The 12849-nt window shown below is 51.4% G+C and carries 11 protein-coding genes and 1 pseudogene; 7 read left to right on the top strand and 5 right to left on the bottom strand.

The features are described from left to right. The first annotated feature begins 87 nt into the window (after positions 1-87). Entirely contained in the window at positions 88-2157 is a 2070-nt protein-coding gene (locus HAP95_RS00765; RefSeq protein ID WP_215882552.1) for a CPBP family intramembrane glutamic endopeptidase, read from the top strand. A 33-nt stretch (positions 2158-2190) separates the two neighbouring features. Beyond that, positions 2191-3009, top strand: coding sequence for a hypothetical protein (locus tag HAP95_RS00760; RefSeq protein WP_215882551.1), 819 nt, complete (start codon positions 2191-2193; stop codon positions 3007-3009). Between the two features lie 29 nt (positions 3010-3038). Here HAP95_RS00760 and smc read toward each other — a convergent pair whose 3' ends face one another. Next, positions 3039-6494 carry a chromosome segregation protein SMC gene (smc, locus tag HAP95_RS00755; RefSeq protein ID WP_215882550.1) on the bottom strand — a complete coding sequence of 1152 codons (3456 nt, stop codon included), beginning with the start codon at positions 6492-6494 and terminating at the stop codon, positions 3039-3041. Positions 6495-6554: 60 nt separating this feature from the next. On the opposite strand from smc, the gene queF reads away from it, so the two are divergent. Both queF and HAP95_RS00745 read left to right on the top strand, forming a co-directional pair. After that, entirely contained in the window at positions 6555-6980 is a 426-nt protein-coding gene (gene queF / locus HAP95_RS00750; protein ID WP_215882549.1) for a preQ(1) synthase, read from the top strand. A gap of 12 nt (positions 6981-6992) precedes the next feature. Then, positions 6993-8399 (top strand): FGGY-family carbohydrate kinase, encoded by a 1407-nt coding sequence (locus tag HAP95_RS00745; protein ID WP_215882548.1) that lies wholly within the window; start codon positions 6993-6995, stop codon positions 8397-8399. Here the strand turns inward: HAP95_RS00745 and HAP95_RS00740 are convergent. Continuing rightward, positions 8396-9169 carry a DUF481 domain-containing protein gene (locus tag HAP95_RS00740; RefSeq protein ID WP_215882547.1) on the bottom strand — a complete coding sequence of 258 codons (774 nt, stop codon included), beginning with the start codon at positions 9167-9169 and terminating at the stop codon, positions 8396-8398. The two genes, HAP95_RS00745 and HAP95_RS00740, sit on opposite strands and share 4 nt — an antisense overlap. A gap of 27 nt (positions 9170-9196) precedes the next feature. Then, complete coding sequence (locus HAP95_RS00735; protein ID WP_215882546.1) at positions 9197-9484, bottom strand: tetratricopeptide repeat protein; 288 nt, start codon at positions 9482-9484, stop codon at positions 9197-9199. Positions 9485-9717: 233 nt separating this feature from the next. Here HAP95_RS00735 and HAP95_RS00730 point away from each other — a divergent pair, with 233 nt between their 5' ends. Then, positions 9718-10737 (top strand): cation diffusion facilitator family transporter, encoded by a 1020-nt coding sequence (locus HAP95_RS00730; RefSeq protein ID WP_215882545.1) that lies wholly within the window; start codon positions 9718-9720, stop codon positions 10735-10737. Between the two features lie 9 nt (positions 10738-10746). Here HAP95_RS00730 and HAP95_RS00725 read toward each other — a convergent pair whose 3' ends face one another. Together HAP95_RS00725 and HAP95_RS00720 are read right to left on the bottom strand one after the other, a co-directional pair. Next, positions 10747-11295 carry an AAA family ATPase gene (locus HAP95_RS00725; RefSeq protein WP_215882544.1) on the bottom strand — a complete coding sequence of 183 codons (549 nt, stop codon included), beginning with the start codon at positions 11293-11295 and terminating at the stop codon, positions 10747-10749. Positions 11296-11340: 45 nt separating this feature from the next. Next, positions 11341-11607 carry a superinfection immunity protein gene (locus HAP95_RS00720; protein ID WP_215882543.1) on the bottom strand — a complete coding sequence of 89 codons (267 nt, stop codon included), beginning with the start codon at positions 11605-11607 and terminating at the stop codon, positions 11341-11343. Between the two features lie 493 nt (positions 11608-12100). Here HAP95_RS00720 and HAP95_RS00715 point away from each other — a divergent pair, with 493 nt between their 5' ends. Beyond that, positions 12101-12784 (top strand): MotA/TolQ/ExbB proton channel family protein, encoded by a 684-nt coding sequence (locus tag HAP95_RS00715; RefSeq protein WP_215882542.1) that lies wholly within the window; start codon positions 12101-12103, stop codon positions 12782-12784. Then, a pseudogene (locus tag HAP95_RS17430) lies at positions 12784-12849 on the top strand (ExbD/TolR family protein); the annotation flags it as partial. The gene HAP95_RS00715 and the pseudogene HAP95_RS17430, both read left to right, overlap by 1 nt.

The raw sequence follows: 12849 nt of genomic DNA, 5'->3' as shown, positions 1-12849 counted from the left end.
CTGTTATTTTTAATGGGAGTGGGTCTAATAATCATCTTTTCCCTTTCCTCACACGATAAGCCCCAGGAATCGCAAGGGGTTTTTACAATGATATTACTGCCCGCATTTTTTGTCGTGGCTGGCTTTCTCATCCATTACTGGCGAATGATTTCTGAAGATCTTTTAAGAATTTTACCCGGTTTTCGCAGGCAGGCCATTGGTATATTTGTTTTCATTCTTGGCCTATTGCTGGTCATCATTGCCGGGGAAATGCGGTTTTCAAACATTCCCTTGGCAGGGGCCTTTGTTTTAACGGTTTACGTGGCATTTTGGGCCTCTTTTTATGCGATTTTGATCAATATCGGCGGAATCCGCAGGAAAGACCGAAAATATTGGTACGGATTCCCCCTGCTTCCAGTGTATCCCCTCATATTTTTTCCACCTGCCAGAAATGTTTTTTTGGCGATTTCCGCACCAGTGGATTCGGTCCTGGGAATTCTACTGCTTTTACTCATCGTCCTGCTGATGCGAAAAACTCCACGAGAGTGGCAAGATTTTGTATCAGGCTATATTCACAGACCCCAGGATATTCGCATCAGGGACATCCCGTGGAGCGCACTCTGGCGCTGGATGCCCGGCAACTGGCACAATCCCATTCTGGATACGGCGCGACGGCCGCAGGGAATACTGGCGGTTCTTTTCATTCAACCCTTGTTCCCGGCCGCTCTTATGGCCTTACAATTTTTGCGCGTTGGTACATCGCATTGGCCTCAGGTGCTGCCTTTTCTTCCGGTCATTTTCCTTCTACCTGTATTTTCATGGGGTACCTGGTCGGCACGCGTATTTGATTGGCAATATCTGACGCTTACCGGTCGTTTTGGTGGCAATCACCAGCAGACAAGTACGCACATTGTAAAAAGTTACGCTGTTCATACCAGTCTGCTGGCCCTGGTATTACTGTTTTGGCCGGCCCTTGTTTTGGTTCTGCTGGGATATCATAGCCTGCAAATCGGCATGATTTTGTTGATTTTGTATATGGGCATTCTGGTGCTGGCCTGGGCACCCATGGGTGCAATTGGTCTGGGATTTACCGGTATGCTGCAACAAATCATCCTGCTCCTTTCTTTTGGTTTGGATGCTGTTCTGGTGTTGCGCACCGCGCACTACTGGTTTTATCGCCACCTGATTCACGTGCCCTTTCACCTGCGCGGAACACTGGTTTTAATGTTTATGGCCCTTATCAGTGTGGGGCTTGCCGCCTATCTTGCCCGACAACGCCTGAGGCGCAGTGACTGGAATTTATCCCAATTTTCTGCCCAAAAAATTCAGCAGACAGAACAAAAGTACGCTTTATCAGCAGAAACAAACAAGCAACCGGCCACGAGAAAATCTCTTAGCACTCATTGGGGGCCCTGGGCAGCGATAATCCTCTTTCTGAGCTTTTTCTTCGGTCAGGCCATTATTGCCATTGTTATTATCATGCTGCGGGATTTTGTCGTAGGCGCGCAGTTGGGGATGCATTATGCTTTACTCCATGAAAAAATTCCGCCGCTTGTTCTGAAAACCGCCTTACACGAAATCAGCACTAAGTTTCGTATCTGGCTGGGCATTCTGAGCTATACATTTTGTGCATTGGCGATCCTGATTTTTTTGCTGATGAAATTTCCTCGGGCGGTCTGGCGCAAAGCTGAAGGTTTTGCCTGGTGCAAACCCAGTCATCCATATGCCTATCTGCTGGCCTTGGTACTGGCCATTGTCATTGGACTCATTGTCCATGAGCTTTTCCAGGTATTTCCTCCGCCCACCCATCTGAACCCGCGCGCATTAGGCCTCTTTGAGGGACTGAAAGGCTCAGGATTGACACACTATGTGGTCCTTTTGTTGCTGATTGTTATTGCGCCCTTTGCCGAAGAAATTATTTTTCGGGGAGCCATATATGCCGGGCTGTGCCGGCGCTTTTCACCAGGCTGGTCGGCCCTGTTCGTCAGTTTGCTTTTTGTCTTAGCCCATGTACCCAGCAAAATCGAACAGTTTCATTACCCTCCCGCATTGATTATCATCGCCTTATTGGCAGCGGCGTTAATATTTTTGCGCATCCGCTATCGTTCACTCTGGCCCGGAATCCTGCTTCATATGGTATGGAATGGCAGTGGCTTTCTGTTACTACTTTGGCATTGAAAAAAGGAACAAATCATGGACAGCTTTACCCCGATGCAGGCAGATGATCCCACTTACAGCAGCGCCATCCGTGGTGGCTGGCATCTACTTAAAAACCAATTTAAAACGCTATGGCCGGCTTTACTCATTTTTATTTTCTTAATAGGAATAGGCTTTGCCATAGATTCAATAATCAATCTCAGCGGACCAACATACGTCCACTTATGGCAATTTCCATTATTCTTGTGGATCACCTTGCTGGATATGGGTTTATTTTATCTGTTAGCTAAAAGTCTCACCGGTCAGTCATGGCACATAGGAGACTTGCTTTGGGCATTCAAACGCGGTGAAGCCTGGGTACTTGCCTTGATCTATGCTGTTATTGGCAGCGTCCTGGGGGCCTATTCGGGAATGCCCATGGTTCAGCCGGGGCAAAAGTTGCCTGCAGACTGGTTCATGCATCAGCAGATTTGGATAATGTTTATTCCACTCATGTTATTGGGCGTATTCTTTGGATATGTATTTATGCTGTATTCTGCCTATGGATTGAATGCCAAAATGTCCATGACCAGCAGCTTAGGTATTTTGGGAAAAAAATGGAAATGGCTGTTTTTTCCATTTATTCTGGCCGCAATCCTGATCCTGGTATTCATCGGTGTTGGCATTTTTTTTGCCATATTTTTTGGCATTCTGTTTTTTCTGGTAAAATATCTGGGATTTATGCTTGTAGGAAAAATCGTTCTCGCCCTATTGGGCGTGGTATTACTGATCGCATTAGAGATGGCCATTCTTATCTGGACATTTGGTAGTATGCTGATTGCCACCGGTACCTTGATGGATACGGGGTCGATGCATGATAAACTGGTCCCCTAAAGCTTCCAAAACCTGATCCAAAAAGGTCATCAATGTGCAGCGTGGGGTTCAGAATCGGCAGCAGCGGCCAACGTTTCCGCCACAGAGACCGGCACGATGCGAGAGACTCCGGGTTCGGTCATGGTGACGCCGATAAGCTGTTCACCCACCTGCATGGTCAAGTTACGGTGGGTGACAATTAAAAATTGGGTTTGTACGGCCATTTCCTGGACCAAATGGCAGAAACGGCCAACATTGGCATCATCCAAAGGGGCATCTACCTCGTCGAGCACACAAAATGGGGCAGGATTCAGTCGAAACAGCGCAAACACCAGGGCAATCGCGGTCAACGCTTTTTCTCCACCGGATAATTGCTGCAAACTGGCATTGCGTTTGCCTGGGGGTTGCGCGCGTAAAATCAGGCCAGCATCGAGCAAATCGTCACTCAGTAGACTCAGTGCGGCCTGACCACCCCCAAACAAAATGGCAAACAGGTTCTGCAATTCCTCATTAACCCGATGGAGGGTTTCGGAAAAGCGTGAGATGGTTTCCTGATCCATGGCGGCCATGGCCTCTTCCAGACTATTCAGAGCCATTTCCACATCTTCCACCTGACTTAACAAATTTCCGCGCCGCTCTTCCAGCTCTTGTAATTCTTCTTCTGCGGCGAGGTTCACATTCCCCAGGCGCTGTATGGCAGTGGCAATGCGTGCCAGTTGCTCTTCCGAAGACTGGGAATCCGGGCATGGTCCGGGATTTTTTTCCAGAGTTGCCGCCAGTTCTGCAGCTCGCTGACCATTTTCTTCCAGACGGACCTGCAAGGCCGCCATTTCCTGTTCGGTCAGCGCCAGAGTTTGTTGTGAATGGCGCAGCTGAGTTTCCAGAGGATGACGCTGCTGCTCCAGATTGCGTATTTGTTGATCTATGGCCTGTGCTGATTCCTGATGCTTTTGAACGACGGCCTGTTGTTCCCCCAGCCGATCCTGAAGGGTTTTCTGTTTGACCTGCAAATCGGGAAGAGCTTGCTGTAGTACCTCCAGATTGTGGCGGCTGAGCGTAATGGACTGCATCAGTTGCAGATCCTGCTGCTGCAGGTCATCACCGCGCTGTTGCGCTGCCGCCGATTCAGTCTGCAGTTTTTGCACCTGTAATTCCAGTTGCTGACGTTCTTCCCGCAACCGCCCGAAGGCATTGCGCAATTCCTGAACGCGGCGTTTGTCCACATCCGCTTTTTGTTGCGCCTCGTGCAGCTGCTTTTCCCGTACAGCCCAGTTTTCTTCTTCTTCGGCAAAAGCTTTGCGCAGCCCACTCAAGCGGTCCAAAGTGGCGGATTTTTCAGATTCCAGACGCTGTGCTTCCGTTTGCCGCTCCGTGCGCTGGTGATCTTCCGATTCCACCCGACTGCGTAAACGCGCGACAGATTCCCGTTCCTGTGCCAGTTCCCGGCTGAGGTTCTGCACTTGCGGTTCAGCTTCGCGCAGCGGCATTTGCAAAGCGCGCAGAGCCTCTTCGGCTTCATTCAGCGCCGTTTGTGTAGCAACGGCCTGCGCTTCAGCGGCAATCAAAACCTGTTGATTGTCTTCCAGTTCCCGCCGACACTGCAGCAGACTGGCCGCATCTTCGTGTTCGGGAAAAGTCATACCCACCGCGTGCACAATAACTCCCAGCGGAGTTATCCAGGCTTCCCCTGCCCTTAGCTCATGCCGCTTGGCCATTGCGCTGGCCAAGTCGGGCGCGGTCCGCAAACCCCAGAGCCAATCCTGCATGCCCTTGCGCAAATTATCAGGAATCTCCAGCACGCTCAGCAAAGCGTCTTCAGGAAGGCTCGTCAATTCCTCAGCAGATTCCCATAACGTGCTGTGCTTAATGGTCTGGTCAGGCGCAGCCAGCACCTGGGCATGAAGGCGATCACCAAGTACCCGTTCAATGGCCGCCTCCCAACCCTTGCGCACCTGTAAACAATCCATCAACAACAATTGCCCGGATACCCCCGCAGGACTGGATTTTTGCAGGCGTTGCAATAGGCTTTCGAGTGCCTTGTGGCGGGCCTTGCACTCTTGCAGCTGCCCCTGGGCGCTTTCACGCGGCTCGCGCAGGTTCTCAATCTGTTTTTGTTGTTGTACCCATTCCTCACGCAGTGCTGTCAGATGCTGACTTGCCGTATTCAGGTTCTCTGCCAGCGTTTGCACACGCAGTTCGGCGGCGTCGAGAGCAGGTCGTTCTGATGGCATTTCCTGAACAAATCGTGCAAGGCGCTTGTCAAGATCCTGTAAACGCGGCTCCAGCTCACGGATCTGAGCCAGCAGCACATCACGTTTGCGGCGCAAATCGGCGACCTTTTGTACGCCCAACTGTCGTGTCTGTTCCTGCTCTTCAGCCTGACGCTCTGCTGCCAGACGGGCCTGACGGGTTAACTCCTCCTCTTTGCTCAACGTTTCACGACGACCCAGCAAAACCTGCAGCCGTTCTTGTCTGTGTTTTTCGCTATCCAGTTGACGTTGCATTTCGCCGTGGATTTTTTGCTGTTGGTTCTGAAATTGCTCCATGCCCGACTGAACACGCTGAATCTGGGCGATATTTTCCTTCAGTTGATGCTCTGCTTCACTGAGATCCGCCTGAACAGCATACAGCCCGGCCTGAGCCGCGCTCAGACTGTCCTGACAGACCCGCGCTTCCTGTCGCAAGTTCTCCAGACCCTGCTCGATCAACTGGCGGTTTTCTTCCAATGCCTGGTTTTTGGACTGTAATTCATCGCGGCGCTGATTCAGGACTTGTGCTTCCGTCTCCAGCATCTGCAGGCGTTCAGAAACAGCCCACCATTGCCATTGACGTTCTTCCACACGCAAGGTCCGCATTTTCCGGGCAGCCTCAGCCTGACGTTGCAAACGCTGCCACTGACCATCCATTTCGCCGTGAATATCATGCAGGCGTTGCAAATGCTCTCGGGTTTCGGCAATGCGCTGGGCGGTTTCCCGGCGCCTTTCCTTGTAGCGGCTGATTCCCCCCGCCTCTTCCAGCATGGCTCGCAAATCATCGGGACGCGCTTCAATAATCCGACCAATGGTTCCCTGTTCGACAATGGCATACGTACTGCTGCCCAAACCCGTACCCAAAAACAGATCACTGACATCCCGCCGCCGGCAACGTGCGCCGTTAATCCGGTAATGACCGTCTCCCTTGCGGTCCAGGCTGCGTTTGACACTGATTTCGGCCACTTCGGCAAAAGCACCGGGCGCAGTGCCATCACTATTGTCAAAACGCAATTCCACACTGGCCTGGGAAGCCGCCGGACGACTGCCTCCCCCATTGGAAATGACATCGCTCAGGGTGCCGCCTCTCAATTGCCTGGCGGAAGACTCACCAAGCACCCAGCGCAGGGCGTCCACGGTATTGGACTTGCCACAACCATTGGGTCCGACAATCACCACCGGATTGGCGCTGATCTGGATGCGGGTGTTTTCGCGAAAGGACTTGAAGCCTTGAAGAATAATAGCCGAGAGGCGCATGAACAGTGGTTTTTAGGTATGATACCGGGCTATCGAAACTTTTATGATGAGGATTAAGCCATGCCCAGTCAACCCAGCAAAAGTCTGGAACGATTCCCCAACCCCCATCCAGAGCGGGATTACGTTGTGCATATGGATATGCCTGAGTTTACCTGCCTCTGTCCACTGACCGGACAGCCTGATTTTGCGCACTTTATGCTCGATTTTATTCCTGACCAACATAATGTTGAGCTTAAATCCCTGAAACTGTATCTCTGGAGTTTTCGCGATGAAGGCGCTTTTCACGAGGCCATGAGTAACCGGATTGCTGACGATATTATTCAACTGATTCAGCCGCGTTATCTGCGCCTTCTGGGCCGCTGGTATGTGCGTGGAGGCATCAGCACCGATCTGATCATCGAACACCGCCAACCCGGCTGGGATAACCCCGATATCCTCGGGCAGTTGCCCGGTGTGCAATGGACCCGGCTGCAGCCCGGTTACTGATCGGCCCCGGACATGCCCACTTATCTGGGAATAGATTTTGGAACGTCCGGCTTGCGCGGTATGATTATTGATGAAAATCTTAAAACGATAGCCAGTGCCGCCCTTCCCTATCCAGCTTGTCCGTCTGAAACTCTTACCGATAGCCAGGGTTGGTTGCGGGGACTGGAAATGCTGGCGCAACAATTGCGATCCGTTCATACCAGGGCCTGGTCTGCCATCAAGGCCATGAGTCTGGATGGGACATCCGGAACCCTCCTGCTCAGTGACCGACTGGGTAATGTTCTGGGTCCAGTTTTGGCCTATTCAGATCAACGTGCTGCAGCACAGGCACAACAGTTGAGTCAGCAATGGCCAGAAGGGGGCATTTGCCTATCCCCTGCCAGCTCCCTGAGTAAACTCCTGTGGTTACGCCGTCATCTGCATAATTTTTCGGATGTACATCATGTACATCACCAGGCGGACTGGGTAGCCGCGCATCTTACCGATCACTGGGGGATTTCAGATCGGGGAAATGTTCTAAAAATGGGTCTGGATGCTCAACAGATGAAATATCCGGAGAAAATGATCAATATTCTGGAAACTGCAGATATTGATCCGGCAATATTACCGAAAGTGGTGCATGAAGGTATCAGCGTCGGCACGCTGAATAAATCATGGGCTCAAAGGCTGGGCTTATCCACAGCAGTCCAGATTCGCGCCGGTTGTACTGACAGTGTTGCAGCGGCCACCGCAGCTGGATTATATATGCCCGGCACAGCCCTGAGCAGCCTTGGTTCATCAATGGCTTTCAAGGTCGTGCACGGCAATCCAATAAACACAATGGGGCTTTACAGTCATTATCTGGGTGATTTTTGTCTGGTTGGCGCGGCATCCAATGCCGGAGCAGGCACCCTGCTGCAGCATTTTCAGCGTGAACAAATGCGGGCACTGGAATCCTCCATCCATACGGAATATCCCAGCGCTGCTTTGTTGTATCCTCTGGCCAGCAGCGGAGAACGCTTCCCGATCCAGGCGCCTACATGGCCGGGAAGTACCATTCACACCGGACAAAATGCCGAGACTTTTCAGAGCTTGCTGGAAGGACTCAGCTATATCGAAGCTTGGGGCTATGACGTGATGGAAAAAGCGGAGGTACGCATTCAGGGGCCCATAAAAACGGTGGGAGGTGGCAGTATGAATGCTGCCTGGATGCAAATGCGTGCCCACATTTTGAATAGGCCTGTAGAAATCACTATGGACACTGAGGCGGCAAAAGGATCTGCTCTCATTGCTGCGGCTGCCGATTTGGGGGGCATCAAAATATTAGGGCAGACACCCTCTCCACCAGGAAAAATATTTTACCCTGCAGCAGATGCCGTACAGCGTTATGCACCTTATGTTCAAAAATTTCAGGAAAAATTTTCCCGATATTCTGTTTAAAAGTTATAGGCCAGATTGATAGTCGTCAAGGTATTCATCGGTTTAAAACCAGGTTGCACTTTCGCATTATAAGTGGCAATAAAGGCGAGACGCAGATTCAAAGGCCCATATAATGGACTGACCACAGTAAAAACCGAATTATAGGTATTCGCTCCATTATCCGCCAAAATGGCATCTACGGCTTCCGATAAATGCGCATGTGGACTGAATTTCCAGAGATATTTTCCATAGAGACGGGCAATGGGATGCGTGCTATATATGCTGCCAATGGGGTGCGATTGACGCACACCGGCACCCGCTTCAAGACGCAAATGAGAAACCTGATTCAGAACAAAAAAGTGTCCATAACCCAAGGTTTCGTCGGCACGAAAATAGTAACCGTCAAAATGGTTGCGATGATAATTGAGATTCGCAAACAAATATTGCTGCAGGGCAATGTCATAGCGGGTCTGGTTACTGACATCCAGGCGATCGGCACTGACTTCGCCTTGAGAAGTCGCGTAGTTATACAGGAGCCTACTCTGGTTCGACCACAAACCGCGATGCCAGAGTAACGCATCATCCGTATTGAGATTCAGTGCCTGGCTGGTTCCTGTGCTACTGCTTAAACCTAAACCCACTGTGCCAGACCACTCTGGTTTTTTGGCAAATTCACTTTTGGAGATAACCGAAGGAATCACTGCCGGTTCATCGGCCATAGCCTGCATCGAAACACTGAAAAAAGCTGCAAAGGCAACCCAGGCAGGCCATTTCTTGGGCAAAAAAAACATACAAATTCCTCTGTTGTTTAATGGATATTATATGGCTGAATCCAACAGGAGCTGGGCGCGGCTGGCTACTTCTGGCGGGCCATAGCGCGCAGCAGCTTTCCACCAGTGAATAGCCTTGTCTATATCACGGGGTACCCCCCAGCCATGGGCATAGGCTTCACCCAACATAAGTTCCGCTTGGGGATTGATGTTGTAGGCACCTTTACGCCACCAGTGTGCAGCCTCACTGAAATTCTGGGCAACACCATCCCCCGCAGCATAAGCCAGTCCCAGGCGATATTGATCCGGTCCATAACCATGCTCGGCCCCGGCCATCCATTTCGCCAACACAGCGGGTGTGACTGCCTCAGTCGCGCTTGAGGCAAGCGGCTTTGTGCCAGGAGCTGCCGTTGCAGCCAATGGCAAAAAAAGTAAAAAGACGCTCAAAATTAAAACCTTTCCAGGCATTCCCGATATCAACTCTGACCTCCGGTTTGATGGAGAGTTGTCCAGACTAAGCTTTTTCCCTATGCTTGTGAAGCGTAAAAATCCATTCAGAGCATAGTCCCTTGAGCGAAGCACAATCCCCCTCTGTACACCAACATGATACGCCAGCGCGCTCCGAATCCCGGCAGCATGAGCATGATCACCAGCATGCTGCGCACCCGCATCCGCATTCCGGGCATCATCACGGCCATCACCATCATGCCCCCAAAAGTTTTGGGCGGGCTTTTTCCATTGGCATTTTTCTGAATGTTGTTTTTGTGTTGGCGGAAGCCGTATTTGGAGTGCTTGGTCATTCGCTGGCTTTGCTCGCCGATGCTGGCCACAACCTGAGTGACGTACTGGGTCTGGTGATGGCCTGGGGTGCCAGCGCCCTGGCCTTGCGTCCTCCATCACAGCGTTACACCTATGGCTTGCGCAGTAGTTCTATTCTGGCAGCACTCTCGAATTCTCTGTTTCTGCTGGTTGTTACTGGCGGCATTGCCTGGGAGGCCATAGAACGCCTGCTCCATCCCAGCCCGGTAGACAGTCGGGTGGTCATTGCCGTCGCCGCCCTGGGGGTGCTGATCAACACCGGCACGGCCCTGTTGTTCATGTCCGGGCGCAAGGGCGACCTGAATATCAAAGCGGCCTTCTTGCACATGGCTGGAGATGCCTTTATTTCTTTGGGTGTCGTAGTCGCGGGTATTGTCATGCTGTTTATGCACTGGTACTGGCTGGATTCAACCGTCAGTCTTATAATCAGCGCCTTGATTATTCTGGCCACATGGTCTTTGCTGAAAGAAGCTGCCCGTCTGGTTTTGCACGGGGTCCCGGACAACATAGATACGGATGCCGTGCGCCGTTATTTGCGCAGCCTTCCAGATGTGGCAGCCGTTCATGATTTGCATATCTGGGCCATGAGCACCACCGAAACTGCCCTGACCGCACACCTGGTTATGCCTCAAGGTTTTCCCGGCGATGGGTTTTTATCAGACATTGCTACGACCCTCCGGGAACAGTACGCCATCGTTCATCCTACCCTGCAAGTAGAAACCGGAGATACCGACCACCCCTGCGCTCTGGGACCGGAACAGCAGGTCTAAGCAGAACCCTCAAATCCCTTCAATAGCAGCCCAGTAGCGATCTTCCGCAACAATTTTTTTAAGATGTTCGCGTAGAGCTTCACCACCCACGGGGTGCGTTCTACCCTGATCCCGGCGCAGCAGATCCGTTAACGGCAACGCCGGAAAGTACTTCAGGGTGAAATCCGTCACGCCCAACTCCCGTAACCAGGTGGCCTTTTTTTGCAGCTCCACGGCGTCCAGATGCGTGTCGGCCAGAATCAACACATCACATTGTTTTACTGCATCGTGAACCCGTTGCTCCCAAAGCCATTGTACCTTGCTTTCCCAAGCCGGATTCCATTCGCCCCAGGAAAAGGCTTGACCATTCTCAGCCTCTTGCAAGGCTATCCGGATCATGTCCCGTTCCAGGATAATGATGCGCAAGGCAGGGTGCTTTGCCTGCATGGATATTGCCCACGAGCTTTTGCCCGAAGCGGCGGTTCCGACCGTAAAAATGACCAGGGGTAATTTTTCCTGATCAACGGGCTGAGAATCAGCACCCATTTTAATTTTGTCCTTTTGCTTAAGATCGCTCATTATTTTCCTGAATAACCTGATAAATCACAATGTAAACATTTAAAACTAGCGCAACCAGGGTTCTTTTCTGACAACGGGATCGTCGTCAAAACGCTCATCTTTACCCGAAGCCAACGCCCAAACCAGCGCCGCTATCCAGACAAACACGGTCCAACCCAGAAAAACATTCAATAATAAAATCGTCATCCGCTGCGGACACGCCATCATCCATGCCAGTAGTGCCGGTAACAAATACACCCCGAGCAACACGACAAAAGCAATGACAAGCAGCACAACAAAACCCGCAGAGCTGTCGGTCATCCAGCGCAGCATGATCAAATCTCCTCACCGGGAAGAATGCATTGTACCGGATTCGTGGTGAGAAAGGGAGTGAGCATCTCAACACTTCATTAGTATATTATATAATAAGATAAAAATAATCATTAAAACTCCATCTTTTTGTTTTGTTGATGTTTTTTAAAATTAACCATAATAAATCCCTTTTGTAAGGAAAATGTCATCAAATTGTCGCAATAGTGTCACATTCCGTTGTTATTCTGCTCGGCAATAAAGGTATAGAACTCTACGAATGATTCTTGCAGCGAGCGTATGCAAGAACGGATAGAGGGCTGCATATGCAACACGCGTCAAACAGGCACACTGCGGTATGTGATTACCAGTATTTTTGCGCTCCAGCCAGACAGCACCGGTCGGCGAGTTTCTCGCGCCCTATCCAGCGTATTCCTCATGTTGACCCATTTTGGGGTTCGTCACCCAGCGTTTCACTTATTTGTCAGCCTCTGCTTGCTATGGAGCCTGTAATCCTATGAATCTTCATTATCTCATTCACCTCGCCAACTACTCGGACGGGGTTTTATACATACTGGGCCTGATGCTGCTGGTGGAATTGGCTGTGATGGTAGATCGTTTCTGGTACCTGCGGCGGACCATTTTGCGTGGTCTGGTGTTTGTGCAGGAGCTTGGTCGTCATGGCCGCCTCGACCGCGAAGCCCTCAACACCCTGGCCGATGATGCCGGAGACTTACCCGAAGCCGCATTGCTGCGTACCGCCGCCGCCCATAGTGGTCAGGTGAAAGGCGAAGCTCTCGCCAGCCGCCTGGAAGAAAGCGTGCTGGTTATTGCTCCGAAACTGGATCGTCGCCTTTGGTTGCTGGACACCATTATTACCCTGGCTCCCCTGCTCGGTTTGTTTGGGACCATCATTGGCATGTTCCATGCGTTTTCAGTGCTGGCCCAGCCCGGACACGCGCCCATGCAGGTCACGGGTGGGGTTGCCGATGCGTTGGTATCCACCGCTTCCGGTCTGTTCATCGCCATGCTCGGATTGTTGACCTTCAATGCCTTCAACAACCAGGTGCGTATGATTCTGCTGCAACTGGACTCGGTGAAAACCATGCTCATCAACCGCATGGATGGTCAGCCGGTGGTGACCTTTGACGCGGAAGGCCACCCCAATGCAGAAGCGGTGGCCGTGGCGAGGGCAGGATAATGAACCGGCGTTACTTTGAGCAGAAGAAAGGCCGGGTCGAAATCATTCCGATGATTGACATCATG

Origin of the sequence: Acidithiobacillus sulfurivorans (assembly GCF_018853815.1) — a bacterium.
Lineage (GTDB): Bacteria > Pseudomonadota > Gammaproteobacteria > Acidithiobacillales > Acidithiobacillaceae > Acidithiobacillus > Acidithiobacillus sulfurivorans.
The sequence above is the reverse complement of the archived record's forward strand: the minus strand, read 5'-3'. Positions and strand labels throughout refer to the sequence as shown.

Bases quoted from the DNA above. Each gene is read 5' to 3' on its own strand.
- HAP95_RS00720 (WP_215882543.1), bottom strand. From the start codon at position 11,607: ATGCTGCGCTGGATGACCGACAGCTCTGCGGGTTTTGTTGTGCTGCTT.
- smc (WP_215882550.1), bottom strand. From the start codon at position 6,494: ATGCGCCTCTCGGCTATTATTCTTCAAGGCTTCAAGTCCTTTCGCGAA.
- HAP95_RS00735 (WP_215882546.1), bottom strand. From the start codon at position 9,484: ATGGCCGGGGCCGAGCATGGTTATGGACCGGATCAATATCGCCTGGGA.
- HAP95_RS00745 (WP_215882548.1), top strand. From the start codon at position 6,993: ATGCCCACTTATCTGGGAATAGATTTTGGAACGTCCGGCTTGCGCGGT.
- HAP95_RS00760 (WP_215882551.1), top strand. From the start codon at position 2,191: ATGCAGGCAGATGATCCCACTTACAGCAGCGCCATCCGTGGTGGCTGG.
- HAP95_RS00740 (WP_215882547.1), bottom strand. From the start codon at position 9,169: ATGTTTTTTTTGCCCAAGAAATGGCCTGCCTGGGTTGCCTTTGCAGCT.
- HAP95_RS00765 (WP_215882552.1), top strand. From the start codon at position 88: ATGATATTACTGCCCGCATTTTTTGTCGTGGCTGGCTTTCTCATCCAT.
- HAP95_RS00725 (WP_215882544.1), bottom strand. From the start codon at position 11,295: ATGAGCGATCTTAAGCAAAAGGACAAAATTAAAATGGGTGCTGATTCT.
- queF (WP_215882549.1), top strand. From the start codon at position 6,555: ATGCCCAGTCAACCCAGCAAAAGTCTGGAACGATTCCCCAACCCCCAT.
- HAP95_RS00715 (WP_215882542.1), top strand. From the start codon at position 12,101: ATGAATCTTCATTATCTCATTCACCTCGCCAACTACTCGGACGGGGTT.